Origin of the sequence: Herbiconiux sp. (assembly GCF_004297105.1) — a bacterium.
Lineage (GTDB): Bacteria > Actinomycetota > Actinomycetes > Actinomycetales > Microbacteriaceae > Herbiconiux.
This window is the reverse complement of record NZ_SCVE01000008.1, coordinates 55175-74542: the sequence shown is the minus strand read 5'-3', so window position 1 is coordinate 74542 and position 19368 is coordinate 55175. Positions and strand designations below refer to the sequence as shown.

The following is a 19368-nucleotide window of genomic DNA, read 5'->3' as shown; positions in this document are numbered from 1 at the left end:
GTCAGGGCAGGGTGGGCAGCGCCGTGGCGTACAGCCACGCGTCGAAGAGCCCTGCGAGTGCGCGCCCGGTGCGCGCCTCCGCGAGCGCCACGAACGCCGCCGTGTCGGCGGTGCCGTGCCGGTGCTCGGCCGACCACGCCTGCAGCAGCGCGAAGAAGTCGTCGTCGTCGCCGATCGTGCGCCGCAGCGCGTGCAGAGTGAGGGCGCCCCGCTTGTACACCCGGTCGTCGAAGAGCGAGACGGCGCCGGGCTCGCCGATCACGAGGTCCTGCGGGGCGATTTGCAGTCGCGCGTAGTGCGACCGCGCGAGCGAATCGGCCGACTCCTCGCCCTGCTCCTCGGCCCACAACCACTCCGCGTAGCAGGCGAAGCCCTCGTTCAGCCAGATGTCGCGCCAGGCCCGCAGCCCCACGCTGTTGCCGAACCACTGGTGTGCGAGCTCGTGCGCGATGAGCCGATCGGATCCGCCCACCCCGTCGACGTGGTTGGCGCCGAAGATGGCCATCGCCTGCGCCTCGAGCGGGATCTCGAGCTCGTCGGCCGTCACTACCACCGCGTACCGCTCGAACGGGTACGGCCCGAACGACGTGGCGAAGAAGCGGATCATGTGGTCGAGCTCGCCGAAGTCGGCACGCACTCGCGAGTCGAGTTCGGCCGGGAACGCGAAGTCGACGGGCACGCTCTTGCGTGCGTGCGTGGTGCGCCGTTCGTAGTGCCCGATCTGCACGGTGGCGAGGTAGGCGGAGGTCGGTGCCTCCTGAGCGTATTCCCAGGTGGCTCGGCCGCTCCGCACCGACCGCCGCACCAGGGTTCCGCTGCAGATCACGGCGTAGTCCTCTTCCGCCGTGATCCGGATGCGGTAGGTCGCCTTGTCGCCCGGCCGGTCGTTGCACGGCAGCCAGGTCGACGACCCCGAGGGCTGCGAAGCCGTGAGTACCCCGTCATCGAGCTCCTCCCAGCCGATGGCTCCCCAGACGCTGCGGCGCGGTGCCGGACGCCCGCCGTAGGTGATCTCGAGCTCGAACCGGGTGCCCGCCGGGATGGTCGCGGGCGGCCGCACGATCAGCGCGTGCGATGGCTGCGAGAACCGCAGCACCTTGCGTCCGTCGAGCTTCACCTTCGAGGCCTTCAACCGCGACAGGTCGAGGTGCACGCTGTCGAGATCGACCACGGCCTCGGCCACGATCACGGCGACGCCATCGAGCCGGTTCGTCTCCACCCGGTAGTCGAGGGTCAGATCGTAGGAGTGCACCCGGTACGACCAGGTGCCGACTCCGGGAGTGTAGGGGTCTCCGGGAAAAGCGACTCCGCGCCCCGTCACGAAGCGCTCGGCTCGCGCACGATGGATTCGAGCGCGGAGGCGCGGTACTCCGACGTGCGCACCTCGCGCCACGGCCCGATGGGGTTTCCGCTCCAGCGGCTCCCGAGCGGCACGAGCTCGCCCCGCATCACGAGCGAGGCGGGGCCGACCGTGCCCTGGGCGGCGATGCGCGCGGCGGGCAGGATCACGCTGTGCGGCCCGAGGGTCGCCCCCACGTCGAGGGTCACGGTGTCGAGGCTCATGATTCGATCATGGAACAAATGCGTCTGAACCACACATCCGCGATTCACGGTCGACGCGTCGGCGAGTTCCACGAGGTCGGCCTCGGGCAGCCAGTAGGTCTCGATCCACACGCCGTGCCCGATGCGCGCACCGAGGCTGCGCAGCCACCAGACGAGCGCCGGTGTGCCGGACGCGGCCTGGGCGAACCAGGGAGCGGCCACCATCTCGGTGAACGTGTCGGAGACCTCGCTGCGCCAGATGAAGCTCGACCAGAGCGGATGCTCGCCCGCCCTGATGCGCCCGATCAGCACCCACTTCGCCAGGGTGCTGATGGCGGCGGCCACCGCCCCTGCCACGAGCAGGACGGGCCCGCTCACGATGATGGCGAGAACCAGCCCCACCGTGTTCACCAGTGCCGCCAGCACGAGCAGCACCGCGAGCCCCAATCCGCAGGTCACGAACACGGGGATGACGCGCCCGAGTTCCCACAGCACGCGGGCCACCCGCAAGCGAGCCGGGGGCTCGAAGGTGCGCGAGACATCCGCGTCGGCCGCCGTGCGCCGCAGCCGCACCGGCGGCGATCCCAGCCACGACGAGCCCGCCTTCGACTTACGAGGAGCGGATGAGAGCACCGCCACCAGTCCCTCGCGCGGCACCTTGTGACCCGCGGCAGCCATACCCGAGTTGCCGAGGAACGCACGCTCGCCGATCTCGGCCCGGGCCACGTGCATCCAGCCGCCCCCGAGCTCGTACGAGCCCACGAGCGTGTCGTCGGCGAGAAAGGCACCATCGCGAACCGTGGTCATCGCGGGGATGAGCAGCACGGTCGAGGCTTCGACGTTGCGGCCCACCCGGGCTCCCAGCATCCGCAGCCAGACAGGGGTGAAGAGACCGGAGTACAGCGGGAAGAGGAGGGTGCGGGCGAGGTCGAGCAGACGCTCGGTCGACCAGAGCTGCCAGCCCACCCGGCCCCGCACGGCGTGCACGCCCTCGGTGACGCCGATTCCGAAGAGGCGGGTGAGCACCACCACCTCACCCGCGAGAACCACGCCGGCGGCGAGGGTGGCGGGCACGAGCGCGAGGGCGGCGCGGCCGCTCGCCTCGGCGAGGTCGGCGGATCCGTTCATGAAGGCAGCCACGATGACGCCGCCCACGGCGAAGGCCAGGAGCGGCATGAGCGAGAGCACGAGCGACGAGACCCCATAGGCGAAGACCCAGAAGGTGCGCCGCGGCGGGCGCTCGGCCGGCCACCAGTCGCGCGACTTGCCCACACGGGCGGCGGGGGAGCCGGCCCAGCGCTGCCCCGAGGGCACGCGGCCGAACACGGCCGACCCCGGGTCGATCTCGGCGCGCTTGCCGATGCGCGCGCCGGGGAGGAGGGTGCTGCGGGCCCCCACGGTGCTGCCCGCGCCGATGCGCACGGCGCCGATGCGCACGGTGTCGCCGTCGATCCAGTAGCCCGAGAGGTCGACCTCGGGCTCGATTGCGGCGCCCCGGCCGACGGTGAGCATGCCGGTGACGGGCGGGAGGGAGTGCAGGTCGACGTCTTCCGCGATACGGGCGCCCAAGGCGCGGGCGTAATAGCTGATCCAAGGGGCTCCGGCGAGGCTCACGGCACCGACCTGGTGCGCGATCTGCTCGGCGAGCCAGAGTCGCAGGTGCACGCCGCCGCCGCGCGGATGATCGCCCGCCTTCACGCCGCCGAGCAGCAGTCGTGCGGCCAGCACCGAGATCGCCATGCGGCCGAAGGGCGTGGCGAAGAGCACGAGCCCGATGAGCAGGACCCACCAGTCGACGACAGGCAGGAAGTCGAAGTCGCCGAAGGCGTCGAGGATCGTGGTGGCCGTGAGCAGGTAGACGAGCCAGCGCAGGCCCGCGAGCACGAACAGCGGGCCGCTCAGAACGGTCTGCAGCACACGCATCCGCAGCGGTGTCGCGCGGGCGACCGAACTGCTCGCCGCGACGCGTGATTCCGGGGCACGGGCGGCGACCTCGGCCGCCATCGCACCGAGTCGCGGATGCGCGTACACGTCGGCCACGGTGAACTCCGGGTCGATCTCCCGGATGCCGGCCACCAGCTGGGCGGCCGCCAGGGATCCGCCGCCGAGGTCGAAGAAGTTGGCGGCGGGATCGGTGACCACCGTGCCGAGCACCTTGCTCCAGAGCACCGCGACATCGCGGATGGCGGGGTCGATCTCGGTGTCGTCATCGATGGCCGCGCCCGGCAGGGGCCACGGCAGTGCCGCCTTGTCGACCTTGCCCGAGGTGCGGGTGGGCAGGTCGTCGAGCACGGCGATGAGCGGCACGAGCGCGGCGGGCAGCTCGTCGCGGAGCGCCTGCACGGCGGCCTCGCGATCGAAGGAACCCGGATCGACGGCCACCACGTAACCCACGAGCATCTGGTTGCCGGCATCCGTCTTGCGCACGGTGACGGCGGCGCCGGAGACTCCGGGAAGTCCCTGGAGCGCCGACTCGATCTCGCCGAGCTCGATGCGGCGCCCGCCGACCTTCACCTGGTCGTCGGCGCGGCCCTGGAAGAGCAGACCCTCGGCCTCGTAGCGCACGAGGTCGCCGCTGCGGTAGGCGCGGTGCCAGCCCAGGGAGGGGAAGGGGGCGTACTTCTCGGCGTCCTTCTCGGGGTCGAGGTACCGGGCCAGGCCGACGCCCCCGATGATGAGCTCGCCCACCTCGCCCTCGGCCACACGAGCGCCCTCGGCATCGACGACGGCCAGCACCCAGCCGTCGAGGGGGAGGCCGATGCGCACCGGGCCCGGGCCGCCGAGCAGAGCGGCGCAGGCCACGACCGTGGCTTCGGTGGGGCCGTAGGTGTTCCACACCTCGCGGCCGTCGACGGAGAGGCGCTCGCCGAGTTCGGGCGGGCAGGCCTCGCCGCCGAAGATGAGCAGCCGCACGTTCTCGAGCGACTCGGCGGGCCAGAGGGCCGCGAGGGTCGGCACGGTCGAGACGATCGTGATGCCGCGGGTGGTGAGCCACGGACCGAGATCCATGCCGCTGCGCACCAGGGAGCGGGGAGCCGGCACGAGGCAGGCGCCGTGCGCCCAGGCGAGCCACATCTCCTCGCAGGAGGCGTCGAACGCCACACTCAGGCCGGCGAGAACGCGGTCGGTGGGGCCGATCGGCTCGTCCTGGAGGAAGAGTGCCGACTCGGCGTCGACGAACGCGGCCGCCGAGCGGTGGCTCACGGCCACGCCCTTGGGGGTGCCGGTCGAGCCGGAGGTGAAGATGATCCAGGCGTCGTCGCCGGGCTCGGGGGGCGACACGATCGGCAGCGAGGAGGTGCTGGGGTGGGGGGCCGCGGCGGTGGTGTCGAAGAGGCGGGCGGGCGCGGCATCCGGGGGCGTCGCTTCTGCGTCCGGCAGACCGCGATCGCCGGTGCCGCGCTGCGACGGCTCCCAGCGGCCGGTCCCCGTGATGACCCCCACCACCTGGGCCTCGCCGAACACGAGGTCGGCGCGCTCATCCGGGTCGTCGGCGTCGACGGGCACGTAGGCGGCACCGGCCGCCAGTACCGCGAGGATGGAGATGTACAGTTCGCGTCGGCCCGACGGCATGCGGATGCCCACCCGGTCGCCGCGCTGCACCCCCGCGTTCTGCAGCCGGGCGGCCGTGGAGATGACGCGGGCCATGAGCTCGCGGTAGCTCAGTGCACCGGCGGCGTCTTCGAGTGCCGACGCCTCGGGATGCCGGGAGACGGTGTCGCGGAAGATGTCCAGCAGGGTGCGGGCCGGGGTGACTTCCGCGCCGCGATCGAGCGGTGCCTGTGCGTCGCCGGAAGAGGGAGCGGTGCTCAGGGACATGGGGGTCATTGTCCACGACGAAGGTTAACGACAGGCATCGCGCACGCGGGCGCGGCGGGCCTACGCTGAAGGCATGACTGTCATCTCGATTCTCGACGCGCGCATCAAGGCCGACGCACTCGATTCCGCGCCCGCCCTCATCACCTCCATCCTCGAGACCACCCGCGCCTTCGCCGGGAGCCTGGGCACCGAGGTGGCCATCGACGCCGACGACCCCGCTCACTTCCTCCTCGTGGAGCGCTGGGAGTCGATCGAGGCGGATGACGCCTACCGTGCCTTCCGGGCCACCCCCGAGGGCGTATCCGGTCTCGCCGACATCCTGGCGGCGCCCCCGGTGCTGACCCGCGCGGAGCTCACCGACATCTGAGTCACCTCGGTGGTGCCCGCATCCGGAGGCATCATCGACAGGAGCCGGCCGGTCGTGTAGTGTTGATCGGTCGGCTCTGGACACCGCGAGTTGCATCGCGGATGGGTTTGTAAGTCTGGTGGGCCGGTTTCCCAGTCAGTGCGTCGAAGCGCTGGTCACTGGTGAATGTCGCGTACGACACGGCCCCCGCTACTCCCGGGGATCTAGTTAGCACTTCCAGCACGTCGTGTGCTGGGGTGTGCGCATTTCGAGATAACCCGGAAAGAATCATGCCCAAATCCAACAAGTCCGGTGGCTTCAAGGCCGCCAAGAACTACGAACCGCGCACTCCCGGCAAGGGCGGCCCCAAGGCCGGCAGCCGCAGCCCGGGCCATCGCGGCTACAAGGCCGTCGACGAGAGCGCCCCGCGCGCCAAGCAGCGCTGGAACGCGGATGATCGCGCGTCGCGCGGCGCCGCGCCGTCGGGCCGCGGCACCGAACGTGCTGACCGTCCCTCGTACGGTGACCGCCCTGAGCGCTCGTCGTACAGCGACCGTGGTGCGCGCCCGTCCTACAACGACCGCCCGGCCCGTGGTGGCTACCAGGGCGACCGCAGCGAGCGCCCCGCCTACGACCGCAACGACCGTCCGGCTCGCGATGGCGAGCGCGGCGGATACCGCGGCGACCGCCCGGAGCGTCCGTCGTACGGCGACCGCACCGAGCGTCCCTCGTACGGCGACCGCCCCGCTCGCGGTGGCTACGAGCGTCCCAGCCGCGAGAACGGCTTCAACAAGTCGGGCACCGGCACCGGCCGCGCCGAGCGTCCCTCGTACGACCGTACCGAGCGTCCCGCGTATGGCGACCGTCCCTCCCGCGATAGCGAGTCGGGTGGCTATGGCCGCCGCGAGCCGCAGCGCACCGACCGCCAGAAGTGGAACGACGCCCGCAACGAGGAGCGCCGCGCGGAGAGAGCCGCCGAGCGGACCGGCCGCCCCACCGGCGGAAAGCCCCCGCGCACCGACGACCGCGGCTATAACCGCAGCGCCCGTCCGACGGCCGACTACCAGCCCGGACAGCGCGCTGATCGGACCGCCCGCTGGGAGCCGTCGCAGCGCGACGGCGCGGCCACGTCCCGTGATCGCCGTACCGGCGAGCGCGGTCGCCCCAATAACGCCGAGCGCCCGGCCTACATTAAGGATCGCGCAGAGCGCCCGGCCTACACCGACCGTGCTCCCCGCACCGGTGGTTACGAGCGCTCCGAGCGCCCGGCCTACAACAAGGACCGCAGCGAGCGTCCGGCCTACAACGACCGCGCTCCCCGCACCGGTGGTTACGAGCGCTCCGAGCGCCCCGCCTACAACAAGGATCGCTCCGAGCGTCCGGCGTACAACGACCGCCCCGCGCGCTCGAGTGACAACCACGAGTCCCGCGCCAGCCGCGGCAGCGACTTTTACCCGAGCCACGGCAAGCCCGCCTTCCACGGCGCGGACGAGGACGTCGTGCTCGAGCGCCTCGAGGCTCAGGCCACGCTGGCCGTCGACGTCGAGGGCGCCACGTTCGCGAGCCTCGGTCTCGGCGGCAACATCGTGCGTGTGCTCGGCGAGCTCGGCGCGGCCAGCCCGTTCCCGATCCAGTCGGCCACCATCCCCGAGGTGCTGAACGGCCGCGACGTGCTCGGCCGTGGCCGCACCGGCTCCGGCAAGACCATCGCGTTCGGCGCCCCCCTCGTGGAGCGCCTGATGGAGAACGGTGGCGGCGCGAACCGCAAGCCCGGCCGCAAGCCCCGTGCTCTCATCCTGGCCCCCACGCGCGAACTGGCGCTGCAGATCGACCGCACCGTTCAGCCGATCGCGCGCGCCGTCGGCCTCTTCACCACCCAGATCTACGGCGGCGTGCCCCAGGCCCGCCAGGTGGGCGCCCTGCAGCGCGGTGTCGACATCATCATCGGCACCCCCGGCCGCATCGAAGACCTCATCGAGCAGCGTCGTCTCGACCTCTCCGAGGTCACGATCACGGTTCTCGACGAGGCCGACCACATGTGCGACCTGGGCTTCCTCGAGCCGGTGCAGCGCATCCTGCGTCACACCAAGCAGGGCGGCCAGAAGCTGCTCTTCTCGGCCACCCTCGACAAGGGTGTGGCGAACCTCGTCGACGAGTTCCTCGTGAACCCGAGCGTGCACGAGGTCGCCGGTGAAGACCAGGCGTCGTCGACCATCGATCACCGGGTGCTGATCGTCGAGAGCCGAGACAAGAGCGAGATCATCCGCCAGCTGGCCGACCGCGACGGCAAGACGCTCATCTTCGCCCGCACCCGCGCCTACGCCGAGATGCTCGCCGAGCAGCTCGAAGACGCCGGGTTCCCCGCCACCAGCCTGCACGGCGACCTCAACCAGTCGCGCCGCACGCGCAACCTGCAGATGCTCACCTCGGGCCGGGTCAACGTTCTCGTGGCCACGGATGTCGCAGCCCGCGGCATCCACGTCGACGACATCGACCTGGTCATCCAGGCCGACGCGCCCGACGAGTACAAGACGTACCTGCACCGTGCCGGCCGCACCGGCCGCGCGGGTAAGAAGGGCACCGTCGTCACGCTCATCCCTCGGGCGCGCGGACGTCGCATGAACGAGCTGCTCGACCGGGCGGAGATCGAGGCCGAGATGGTCACGGTGGTTCCGGGCGACGCTCTCGTGGGCCAGCTCGCGGCCGACCAGGCCCGCTAGCGCACCCCCGCTCCAGATCCGTCACTTTTTGCGCGAAATCACGTTTTTTCGTGCAGAAAGTGACGGATCTGGTGCGGTGTGTCCAGTGCTCGATACCTCTGGTTTCGGCGTAGACGGCGCCCGCCCACGTCGAGTTGCCCCTTGTTGTGGGCTCGAGCACGTGGTTGCCACATCATGTGGCAACCACGTGAGCACGCCACCACCCGATCGCGCGATCGTCTGCAGCCGGGCACGGGCTCAGGCACGGTCGCGGCGCGGCGATCAGAACCTGCCCTCAGCTCGCGCCGACCAGCACGAGGGCGGCGGTCAGCGCCCAGAATGCGGCCATGAAGAGCCAGTCGCGCATCCGGAACGGCACGAGGTGCCGTTCGGTGCGGGTGCCGAACGCGCCGAAGGCGCGGGAGTCCATGGCGAGAGCCACCCGTTCGGCATGCCGGAGGGCACCCGCGAGCAGCGGCACCACATAGCCGAGCCAGCGGCGCAGAGCGGCGAGCGGGCCTCGGCCGGGTGCCACGCCGCGCACCCGGTGCGCCTGCCGGATGATGTCGAGCTCGTGCCGGAACCGCGGCACGAATCGGTAGGCCGCCAGAACCGTGTAGCCCACGCGATACGGCACGTGCAGCTGCTGCACGAGTGCGCGCACGAGATCGGGCCCGGTGGAGGTGAGCCCGGCCAGCAGCGAGAGCAGCAGGATGCCCGCGAGCCGTAGTGCCGTCGTCGCACCCACCAGGAGTGCGCCGGCGGTGAAGCGGTAGTCGCCGATCTGCACGAGCACAGTGGATGCCGCGCCTCCCGCGGTCGCCGCCTCCGCCGGATCGGCCCACAACCCGAAACTCACCGACAGCACCGCCACGACGGCGGGCAGCACGACGAACACCCCGACCGCGGCCCGTCGCGTGAGGTGCGCGCCCACGAGGATCAGCGCGCCTGTCACGATGCAGAACAGCACCGGGAGCTCGATCCCTCGCGCCACGATCAGCACGATCATGGCGGGCAGCGGCCCCCCGACCTTCGCCAGCGGATTGAGCCGGTGCAGAAACCGCACGGGCCCGTGGTCGACGGCTTCGGCGTAGGGATCGACCGGCATCCGGCCCGCCCGCCGCCCGTCACGAACGGATGCGCCACCGTCGCCCCTCGGCACCGGCACGCTCACGGCATCACGCCCGAGTCGCTCACGTCCGACCCCGGCAGCCCACCCGCGGCGTCCGGCCGCGCGAGCCGCTCACCCTCGGCCGGCCGCGCGAGCCGCTCACCCTCGGCCTGCCGCGCGAAAGCGCCCGCCACCTCCTCGAGCCGGGTGAGGCGCGTCACCGGGTGCCAGCGTGCATCCGCCGCGGCCCGCACCGCGCGCACGAGGGCCGGACGCCGCAGCCCCGCGGCCTCCACGGCGCCCGAGGCCAGCACCTCGTCGACGGTCCCGTGGGCGCTCACCGCACCGTCCGAGAGCACCACGAGGTGTGAGGCGTGATCGGCCACGAGCTGGAGGTCGTGCGTGACCACCACGACGGTGGTGCCCGCGCGGTTGAGGTCCGAGAGCAGGTCGAGCAGTTCGGCGGAGCGCTGGCGGTCTTGGCCGAACGTGGGCTCGTCGAGAGCGAGCAGGGGCGCGCCGGCGATCAGCGCGGTGCCCACCGAGAGCCGTCGCTTCTGCCCGCCCGACAGCAGGAACGGATGCACGTCTCGATGCTCCTCGAGACCGAAGCGGGCGAGCATCCGGTCGACGCGTTCGCGCACCTCGTCCGGGGCGGCGCGCTGCAGCTCGAGCCCGTGGGCGAGTTCGTCGGCGACCGTGTGCCGGACGAACTGGTGCTCGGGGTTCTGAAAGACGAAGCCCACGGTGCGCGCGAGCGTGCGCACATCGGCGCGCGCGGGGTCGATCCCGAGCAGGTCGACGGATGCGCGGGGCGGGGTCACGACCCCGGCCATCGCCTGCAGCAGGGTGGTCTTGCCGGCGCCGTTGGTGCCGACGATCGCCACGAACGAACCCCGCGCGATCTCGAGATCGATCCCGTGCAGGATCTCGCTGCCGCCCCGCGCCACCCGCAGCCCGCGCACGCGGACCGCGGCGCCGTGCGCCCCCGTGGTCGCCGGAGCGGACGCCGTAGCCGCCCCCTTCGCGCCCGAGGCCGATGGCGACTCCGCCCGATCGCCCGCCGCTCCTGTGCGATCCCGTGATTCCGGGGACGAGCTCGCCTCCCCAGACCGGGGCGGCGCTGGGAGTCGCTGATTTCGTGCGCTATCGGTATCGGTATCGGTATCGGTATGGGCGCCCGGCGCCTCGCGTCCTCCGAGGCCGTCGAGCACCTCTGTGAGTGCCTCGGGCGTGAGCGGCAGCTCATCGACCCGGTGGCCGGCGCGCCGCAGGCGCAGACCCGCGATCACGGCGGTGGGCAGCCACACCCCCAGTGCCAGCAGGTCCTCCGCGTGCCGCTGGAGGACATCGGCGGCCGGTCCGTCGAACGCCGGCCGGCCCCGGTGGTCGAGCACCACGATCCGGTCGACCAATCCGATCGCGGCATCGAGATCGTGCTCCACGAGCACGAGAGCATGCCCACCCTGACGCACGAGCACCTCCAGCACCGCATAGACCTCGTCGATGCCGACGGGGTCGAGGTTCGCGGTCGGTTCGTCCAGCACGATCACGGGCGACCGAAGCGCCAGCGCGCACGCGATCGCCAGCCGCTGGCGCCCGCCGCCCGAGAGCACGTCGGGATTCTCCTGCCGACGTTCCCACAACCCCACCTGCCGCAGCGCGAGCTCCGCGCGCGCCAGCACCTCGCCGACCGGCACGCGCAGGTTCTCGGGCCCGAAGCACACCTCGTCGAGCACGGTCCCGGTGACGATCTGCGCATCCGGGTCCTGGAAGACCATCGACACCGTGGCGCTCGCCTCGGCCACCGTCAGCTCGGTCGTGGGGCGGCCACCGATCGACACGGTGCCCTCGAGCTCCGCGGGCACGGCGTGCGGAACGAGCCCGTTGAGGGCCAGGGTGAACGTCGACTTGCCGCATCCGGAGGGCCCGAGCAGCAGCACCACCTCGCCGGCACGCACCTCGAGCGATGCGCCGTCGGGGGTGAAGCGCTCGCCGCCCTCGTGCCGGATGCGCACTCCTTCCGCGCGGACGAGCGGGCGAGAGAGCGGCATGTGAACAGCTTAGGTAAGCCTTGCCGACCTGATGCGTCCGAATGGATTCGCGCCGCGCCCTGGGTTTTTCCAGGCAGCCTTGTTAGGGTCGAGAGGTTCCCGTTGTGGAGTCGTCCCTAGCGGCACCACGTCAGCAGTTCCACCCCGAAAGTCTTTCGTTTGCCGAATCCTCACTCGCGATCCGACGCCCCGGCGTCCCGCGATGCGAACCGCGGTGCCGGTTCCGAGGGCCGGTCAGAGGCTCTGACCCGCCGTCAGCTGCGTGAACTGAGGCTCGCCGAAGCCGCTCGCATCGAGGCCGCCGGGTCGGTGGCGTCGGATGCCGCGCCCGCGGTGACGGCAACCGCCCCCCTCACCCGCCGCCAGCTGCGCGAGCAGGAGGCGCTCGAGCGCGAGGCGCAAGAGGCCCTGCGCGCCGAAGAGATCGCCACGCTGGAGATCGCCGAGATCGGCACAGCGGCCCTCGAACCCGATGTTCCGCTCGCCCTCGAGCCGGTGGTTCCGACAGGAGACGACCTCGTCGTCTCGGCCTTCGACCCCGAGCCGGCCCTGCACATCGCATCGGTGCAGATCACCTCTCCCTCTGCGCGTTCCGCCGATTCCGCACCGGCCGACGCCGCGCTCCTCGCCACCTCGCGGTCCACCGGCCCGATCGCGACCGAGACGATGATCGTCACCTCAGAGGCCCAGACGGCCTCCCTCCGCCCGCGCCGGGCCGCGCCGGCGCCCCGCGCCTCGCGAGCATCCCGCACGACGACCGCGCCCGTCCGCCCCGCCGTCGCGGGTGCCGCGACTTCCGGCACCGGTGCTCCCGCCTCGCGCCGCCGGGGCTGGGCCAAAACCGCCTTCAGCGCCGTCGCCATGGCCTTCGTCGTGGCCATGACCGCGGTCACCGCCCTTCCCACCACGGTCTCGGCCAGCCCCGAAGACGCGAACGTCGTGAACCTCAGCCTGAGCGCCGGCACCGACGCGCAGACCCAGCAGCTGGTCACCGCCGGGTCGGCATCCGGAACCGTCGATCGTGACGGCTACGGCGTCTCCGACGCGGGCGAGCTGCAGGCCGCCGGCTACTCCACCGCTCAGCTGCTCGTGGGCCGCTCGCTGGCGCAAGAGCTCGTGAACGCCATGGACTCCGGCAAGCTGGTGGGCTCGCAGCCCGACCACATGAAGGAGATCCGCTGGATCGCGCAGGGCGTCACCGTGCCCGACTGCGGCGTCGACTACCGCATCCTCGAGATCATCGCGATCGCCGTGCGCAACTTCGACCAGGTGGGCGTCAGCGACATCAACCGCAAGTGCACCGGCCAGATCGAGGGCGGCGGCACGAGCTCGATGCACTACGTCGATGGCGGCGGTCACGCGGTCGACTTCTACCTGCTCGACAACAAGAGCCTCAACGGTGCAGATGCCGGCACGCTCAAGATGATCAGCCTCCTCGACCCCGTGATGCCCGTGGGCTCGCGCGTCGGTCAGGCGAGCTGCCGCACCTCGGCGGGTGTGCACGTGAACCTCACCAACTGGACCGAGTTCGACGACTCCTGCACGCACATGCACGTCGACGTTCCGGTGACGGATGCTCCGCTGCTCCTCAGCGACTCCTCCCTCGTCACGGCCACCGGCCAGTAACCCGCCCCCGGCGCGACCCACCCACCGCCGGCGCGACCCACCCACCGGCTCACCGCGGACTACGCCACGAATGCGGGCGAGTGCCTCGCTATCCGCCGCGGTTGCCGCGATTCTTGGTCGAACCCGTACGACCGACCCGGCTGCGGCGGCCGGATGCGCGCCACAGGGCGCAGCGGCCCCGAATTCTCAGCGACGCGGCGCCGCGGTGCCGGCCGGGCGGGCGATGCCGCGGGCCACGCCTGTGGCGGCGAGTGCGCGCGCCAGCGCCAGCGCCACGATCGTGAAGATCACCGGTGACGCCACCGACCCCACGAGAAGGATGATGCCGCCCAGCGCATCGAGCGCGTGCGTGCCGATCAGCCGGTACATGCCGGCGGCCAGGATCACACCCGAGATCACGGCGCCCACCAGGAACAGCCACACGGGGAAGTGCCGATAGCGGCCGATCGCGAACGGGATCTCCTGAACGAGCCCGATGCCCACGGCGATGAGCGCGGCCCAGAATCCGAGGGGCTGGAAGGCGGCGGCCACGAGCCCCGAGATGGCGGCCACGAGCACGGCGACCCCGCCGCGCCGGAACAGGTACTGGGCGATCGCACCGGGCACGAAATACACCCCGAGTGTGAGCCCGTAGAACACCGGTGCCACCGCCAGAACAGAGCCGCCGATGTAGGCGTTGACGATGAACAGGATCCCGCCCGCCACACCGAGCGCGGCACAGCTCAGCAGCAGACGGGTGCTGACGTTCTTCATGAGGCCTCCAGCAGAAGTCTATTTGCGTTGACACACCCCCGGCGTGCGGCTAGCCTCAGGGTATTGATCAGACGGTCAATAAGCTTGTTCCGCAAAGGAGACCACGGTGAGCACCTGGCGCATGCCCCCGGAGACCCACCCTCAGGAGCGCGTCTGGATGGCATTCCCCCGCCCCAATGCCGCGCTCGGCGACACTCCCGCAGAGCGCGAGGCCGCCTATGCCGCCTGGACCTCGGTGGCTCACGCCGTGGCCGAGTTCGAGCCGGTGACCATGGTGGTCGACCCCGTGGAGGTCGCCCGGGCGCGCCGGATGCTCTCCTCGGCCATCGACATCGTCGAGCGTCCCCTCGACGACAGCTGGATGCGCGACATCGGCCCCAGCTTCGTGCTCGACGAGTCGGGGGCGCTGGGTGCCGTCGACTGGGTCTTCAACGGCTGGGGCGGTCAGAGCGACTGGGCGGTGTGGGAGAACGACCAGCACATCGCGCGCGCCGTGGCGGGCGAGGCCGGTGCATCCGTGGTCGCGTCGTCGCTCGTGAACGAGGGCGGCGCCATCCACGTCGACGGCGAAGGCACCGTGCTGGTGACCCAGACCGTGCAGCTCGACCCGGGCCGCAACCCCGGTCTCGACCGCGCGGCCGTCGAGGCCGAGCTCGCCCGCACGATCGGGGCGACCACGGTCATCTGGCTGCCCCGGGGCCTCACCCGCGACTACGAGCCGTTCGGCACGCGCGGGCACGTCGACATGATCGCCACCATCCCCTCGCCCGGCACGCTGCTGGTGCACCAGCAGAACGACCCGGCGCATCCCGATCACGCGGTGATGCGCGAGTTGCGTTCCTTCCTCGCGGGGCAGACGGATGCGGCCGGCCGGACCTTCTCCATCGTCGACATCCCGGCTCCCGACACCCTGCGCGACGGCGAGGGCTTCGTCGACTGGAACTACGTGAACCACCTCGTGGTGAACGACGGCGTGATCGCCTGCGGCTACGGCCCGGGGGAGGAGCGGGCGGATGCCCGTGCCCGCGAGATCCTGGCCGAGGTGTACCCGGGGCGCAGGGTGGTGACCGTCGATGCGCGGGAGATCCTGGCCCGGGGCGGCGGTATCCACTGCATCACGCAGCAGCAGCCGGTGTCGGGCGTGGCGCTGCCCGAGGCCGCTGCGCTGCCCGAGGTCATCGCGGACGGAGAGGCGGCATGAGCGCGGATGCGGGCGCCGCACCGCTCCCGGTGCCGCCCGGCGGCCCGTCGCACTCCGGCTCCGGCGCCGTACTGAGGACGGCATCGCCCGGCGGCTCTGCCCCGGCGGGGATGTCGGGCTCCGTGCCCTTCACCGTCGTCGAGGCGTCGATCGCCGAGCTGCGCGCGGCTCTGGAGTCGGGCGCTGTCACGAGCGAGGAGCTCGTCGGGCGCTACCTGGAGCGGCTGGCCCACTACGACAGCGCCGGCATCCGTCTGAACGCCGTGCCCGTGCTCGACCCACGGGCGCTCGAGGCGGCGCGTGAATCCGATCGGCGACGCGCGGCCGGGCAGACGCTCGGGCCTCTGGACGGCATCCCGTACACCGCGAAAGACAGCTACAAGGCCGAGGGGCTCACCGTCGCTGCGGGTTCGCCCGCCTTCGAGCACCTCCGCGCCGGCGGCGACGCGTTCACGATCGAGCGGCTGCGGGCCGCGGGTGCCGTGCTCATCGGCCTCACCACGATGCCGCCGATGGCCAACGGCGGCATGCAGCGGGGCGTCTACGGCCGTGCCGAGAGCCCGTACAACCCCGACTTCCTGCCCGCGGCCTACGCCTCGGGATCGTCGAACGGATCAGGGGTCGCCACCGCTGCCAGCTTCGCCGCCTTCGGGCTCGCCGAGGAGACCTGGTCGTCGGGCCGGTCGCCCGCGTCGAACAACGGACTCGTGGCCTACACGCCGTCGCGCGGGGTGATCTCGGTTCGCGGCAACTGGCCGCTCGTGCCCACGATGGACGTGGTGGTACCCCACACCCGCACCGTGGCCGACCTGCTCGAGGTGCTCGAGGTGGTGGTGGCCGACGACCCCGAGGCGCGCGGCGACTTCTGGCGGGTGCAGCCGTGGGTGGCGATCCCGGCGGCCTCGGCGGTTCGGCCGCCGTCGTATCGGGCGCTTCTCGAGGGGTCGGATCTGGCGGGAAAGCGTTTCGGTGTGCCGCGGATGTACATCAACCGCGACGAACGCAAGCGCGTGCCGATCGAGACCCGCGACACCGTCATCGAGCTCTGGGAGGCGGCCCGCCGCGATCTCGAGGCGCTCGGCGCCGAGGTCGTGGAGTGCGACTTCCCCGTTGTGGAGAACTACGAGGAGGACCGCCCTGGCCGCCGCTCGATGTACGCCCGCGGTCTCGTGCCGGCCGACTACGCCGACCGCGAGCTCTGGGACCTCTCGATCTGGGCCTGGAACGACTTCCTCGACCAGAACGCCGATCCCGATCTGCACCGCCTGGTCGACGTCGACGGGCCGCGCATCTTCCCCCGGCCCGAGGGCCAGCTCCCCGACCGCTGGGGCGATCTCGACTACGACCTCGGCGAGTACGTGGAACGAGCCCGGCGCGACGGCATCGCCGCGCTGAGCGACATCCCCACCATCGCCGAGGGGCTCCGCGGTCTCGAGGAGACCCGGCGCATCGACTTCGAGGAGTGGCTGTCGGCCGAGGGGTTCGATGCCGTGGTCTTCCCGGCGGCGGCCGATGTGGGCCCGGCCGATGCGGATGTGAACGAGGCCTCGGCCGACCTCGCCTGGCGCGATGGTGTGTGGGTCTCGAACGGCAATCTCGTGCCGCGGCACCTGGGCATCCCGACGGTCACGGTTCCGATGGGCGTGCTGCGCGACATCCGGATGCCCGTGGGCCTCACCATCGCCGGCCGCGCCTACGACGACACGGCGTTGCTGCGGTATGCGGCCGCGTTCGAGCGGTCGGGCACGCGCCGGATCGCGCCCCCACGCACTCCGCCCCTCCCGTCGGAGGGCGCCGCCGCCCGCTGAGTTCGGGGGCGGCCGGGTTGCCACAACTTGTGGCAAGCGGCAGCGAGTTGCCACATCTTGTGGCAACTCGGCCTTCGGCGGGCGCTCGTGGTCGACTTGCCACAACTTGTGGCAAGGGCACCCGAGTTGCCACATCTTGTGGCAACCCAGCCTTCGGCGGGCGCTCGTGGTCGACTTGCCACAACTTGTGGCAAGCGCACCCGAGTTGCCACATCTTGAGGCAACTGGGCGGCGGGAGGTCAGCCCAGCGCGCCCGCCGCGAGCCCGAGCTCGCGCTCCACGGCGGCTCGCACGATGCGGATCTTGCCCGCATCGTGCCGGTCATGGATGGCCGACTGCGCGTTGAGGCCGTCGACGATGCCGATCACGAGCCACGCCACACCCTCGGGATCACGCGTGGCGAAGACGCCCGAGTCGACTCCCTCGGTGACGATGGCGAGGGCCTGGGCCTCCCAGGCATCCGAGAGGTCGCGCACCGCCTCGGCCAGGGCGGGGTTGCGCCGGCCGAGGCTCCACGCGTCGACCCAGACCGTGGTCACCTTGTCGCGCGAAGGATCGAGTGCCGTCGCGATGAAGAGCGAGAGCCGCTCGGCCGGGCCCAGCGTGGAAGGCGCTGTGATGGCCGCGATCTCGTCGAGCTCGGCGGAGGCGAGAGTGCGGAACGTGTCGGCCACGAGCTGCTCCATGCTCGGCTCGTAGTGCGCCACGAGGGCCGGCACCACGCCCACCCGCCCCGCGATGGAACGGAGCGTCAGACCGGCCAGACCGTCTTCGCGGGCAAGGTCGACGGCCGCCGAGCGGATCTCGAGACCCCGCTCATCGGCGGACTTGCGTGACGCCTTCTTGCGCGGCGTGGCGGTCGACATGATGCAGCCAGTCTACGAAGCGGTGCGGCCGGTGCTCGGGATGCGGGGCATCCCAGGTGCGTCAGAACAGAACGATGACGGCGAGCACCGCACCGACGACGGCGGTGCCGATGAGCAGGGCGGCCACCCGGGTGAGCGATGTCCAGGGCGAGATGCCGTGTGAGCGGGCCGCGCGCCGCCGCGCGGCGAACAGCACCACGGCCGCCCCTACCGCGATCATCCCGGCGATCGCCGTTCCGATGAGGAAACCGGTGCGGAGGCAGGCGAACGCCAGCAGCACCGCGATCATCGAGGTCGACAGGGCCGTGCGCTGCCACGACAGTGCGGTGCGCTCGCGCTGAAGCCCGGGATCGGCGTTCACGCCGTCCGGCCCGACCGTCGAATCCGTGCGGCTCACCTGATGCCACCGGGCACCGCGACGGGCAGGGCGGGCGGGCGGCTCACCGCGAACGCCCGAGTTCGAACACCGCGTACCCGGCCAGCACGAGCGCGAGCACCACCACTCCACCCACGAGCCACGGCAGTGCCGCGGGCGGGGGCAGCGGCCGGCCGAGTCGCAGAGCCCGTTCCACCCGCCGCCAGGAGAACAGGGCGGATGCCGCCAGCGCACCTCCGCTAAGACAGGCGATCAGGGCGATGAGGTCGAGCACCCAGGGCAGATCGGCCAGCGCCGCCAGCGTGGTGAGGGCCACGCCGCCCGCCACGAGCGACAAGCCGGTACGCACCCAGGCCAGGGCCGTGCGCTCGTTCGCCAGGCTGAACCGCACGTCGGGATCGCAACCGACGCCGTACACGGAGCGGGGCCGGCGGTCGGTGCCCGGCCCATCGTGGGCGGCTGCCGCATCCGTCGACGTCGGCTCCTGCTCGCTCATACCCGAACTCTAACGAACCGGCCGCAACCGCACACCGACGGAGTCGCTCCGCGGCTCGGCCTTCTTCCGGGCCGCCCGGGTACGATTGCAGCCACCCGCACGCCGTCCGGCGGCGATGCAGCCACCCGCAGACCCAGGGAGCACCACCGTGACACTCGCCACCGACCTCTCCGCCGGCCTCGCCTCCACGGGCGCGAACGGCCAGATCGCACTCATCATCGGCGGCATCGCCGTCGCCGTGCTCGTGATCGGCGGCATCGTGTTGTTCATCTCCCGCCGCCGCCGCAAGAACTGACCGATCGCGCCGGGTCGATTCCGCAGCCACGCTCGGCCACACCAGGGGCGAAGCCCCACCGACTTGCCAGCAACTGTGGTCTGGGCGGGTGGGTTGCCACATGTTGTGGCAAGTGGGCGTGGCGCAGGATGCCGCGGGTGCGGGCCGGCCCATCGACTTGACAGTAACTATGGTCTGGCTGGGTGGCTTGCCACATGTTGTGGCAAGTCGACATGGCGCAGGGTGCCGGGGCGCCAGCTGAAGCACCGACTTGCCAGTAGCTGTGGTCTGGGCGGGTGGGTTGCCACATGTTGTGGCAAGTTGGCGTGGCGAAGGGTGTCGGGGGTGCGGGCCAAACCACTGACTTGCCAGTAATTGTGGTCTGGCTGGGTGGGTT

The 19368-nt window shown here is 71.5% G+C and carries 14 protein-coding genes; 6 read left to right on the top strand and 8 right to left on the bottom strand.

Translation table 11 applies throughout. The annotated features are described in order from the left end of the window. Window position 1: 1 nt before the first annotated feature. Window positions 2-1321: a M1 family metallopeptidase gene (locus EPO52_RS04910; RefSeq protein WP_290802751.1), complete on the bottom strand. Its 1320-nt coding sequence runs from the start codon at window positions 1319-1321 to the stop codon at window positions 2-4. Then, window positions 1318-5370, bottom strand: a complete 4053-nt coding sequence (locus tag EPO52_RS04905; RefSeq protein ID WP_290802749.1) for a Pls/PosA family non-ribosomal peptide synthetase — start codon at window positions 5368-5370, stop codon at window positions 1318-1320. Before EPO52_RS04905 ends, EPO52_RS04910 begins: the two co-directional genes overlap by 4 nt. Before the next feature lie 64 nt (window positions 5371-5434). On the opposite strand from EPO52_RS04905, the gene EPO52_RS04900 reads away from it, so the two are divergent. Next, window positions 5435-5728 carry an antibiotic biosynthesis monooxygenase gene (locus tag EPO52_RS04900; protein WP_290802746.1) on the top strand — a complete coding sequence of 98 codons (294 nt, stop codon included), beginning with the start codon at window positions 5435-5437 and terminating at the stop codon, window positions 5726-5728. Between the two features lie 269 nt (window positions 5729-5997). Continuing rightward, window positions 5998-8427, top strand: coding sequence for a DEAD/DEAH box helicase (locus EPO52_RS04895; RefSeq protein WP_290802744.1), 2430 nt, complete (start codon window positions 5998-6000; stop codon window positions 8425-8427). A 274-nt stretch (window positions 8428-8701) separates the two neighbouring features. On the opposite strand, the gene EPO52_RS04890 is transcribed toward EPO52_RS04895, so the two are convergent. Next, window positions 8702-9580: an energy-coupling factor transporter transmembrane component T gene (locus EPO52_RS04890; RefSeq protein ID WP_363339311.1), complete on the bottom strand. Its 879-nt coding sequence runs from the start codon at window positions 9578-9580 to the stop codon at window positions 8702-8704. Beyond that, window positions 9577-11571 (bottom strand): ABC transporter ATP-binding protein, encoded by a 1995-nt coding sequence (locus EPO52_RS04885; RefSeq protein WP_290802741.1) that lies wholly within the window; start codon window positions 11569-11571, stop codon window positions 9577-9579. The genes EPO52_RS04890 and EPO52_RS04885 overlap by 4 nt, the downstream gene beginning before the upstream one ends. A 159-nt stretch (window positions 11572-11730) precedes the next feature. Here EPO52_RS04885 and EPO52_RS04880 point away from each other — a divergent pair, with 159 nt between their 5' ends. Further along, the gene (locus EPO52_RS04880) at window positions 11731-13197 is read left to right on the top strand and encodes a hypothetical protein (RefSeq protein WP_290802738.1); all 1467 of its coding nucleotides are present in this window, start codon (window positions 11731-11733) and stop codon (window positions 13195-13197) included. Between the two features lie 186 nt (window positions 13198-13383). On the opposite strand, the gene EPO52_RS04875 is transcribed toward EPO52_RS04880, so the two are convergent. Next, complete coding sequence (locus tag EPO52_RS04875; protein ID WP_290802735.1) at window positions 13384-13950, bottom strand: ECF transporter S component; 567 nt, start codon at window positions 13948-13950, stop codon at window positions 13384-13386. A gap of 121 nt (window positions 13951-14071) precedes the next feature. Here EPO52_RS04875 and EPO52_RS04870 point away from each other — a divergent pair, with 121 nt between their 5' ends. Beyond that, window positions 14072-15151 (top strand): agmatine deiminase family protein, encoded by a 1080-nt coding sequence (locus EPO52_RS04870; protein ID WP_290803063.1) that lies wholly within the window; start codon window positions 14072-14074, stop codon window positions 15149-15151. Window positions 15152-15261: 110 nt separating this feature from the next. Beyond that, window positions 15262-16959 (top strand): amidase, encoded by a 1698-nt coding sequence (locus EPO52_RS04865; protein ID WP_290803060.1) that lies wholly within the window; start codon window positions 15262-15264, stop codon window positions 16957-16959. 239 nt (window positions 16960-17198) lie between these two features. Here the strand turns inward: EPO52_RS04865 and EPO52_RS04860 are convergent, their stop codons facing one another. From EPO52_RS04860 to EPO52_RS04850, 3 genes are all read right to left on the bottom strand, one after another. Beyond that, window positions 17199-17825, bottom strand: coding sequence for a TetR family transcriptional regulator C-terminal domain-containing protein (locus tag EPO52_RS04860; protein WP_290802733.1), 627 nt, complete (start codon window positions 17823-17825; stop codon window positions 17199-17201). A 61-nt stretch (window positions 17826-17886) separates the two neighbouring features. Continuing rightward, window positions 17887-18222 (bottom strand): DUF202 domain-containing protein, encoded by a 336-nt coding sequence (locus EPO52_RS04855; RefSeq protein WP_290802731.1) that lies wholly within the window; start codon window positions 18220-18222, stop codon window positions 17887-17889. A gap of 43 nt (window positions 18223-18265) precedes the next feature. Further along, a complete protein-coding gene (locus EPO52_RS04850) occupies window positions 18266-18697 on the bottom strand; it encodes a DUF202 domain-containing protein (RefSeq protein WP_290802728.1) in 432 nt (143 codons plus the stop codon). Between the two features lie 148 nt (window positions 18698-18845). On the opposite strand from EPO52_RS04850, the gene EPO52_RS04845 reads away from it, so the two are divergent. Further along, window positions 18846-18992, top strand: a complete 147-nt coding sequence (locus tag EPO52_RS04845) for an LPXTG cell wall anchor domain-containing protein (protein ID WP_290802725.1) — start codon at window positions 18846-18848, stop codon at window positions 18990-18992. The last annotated feature ends 376 nt before the right edge of the window (window positions 18993-19368 follow it).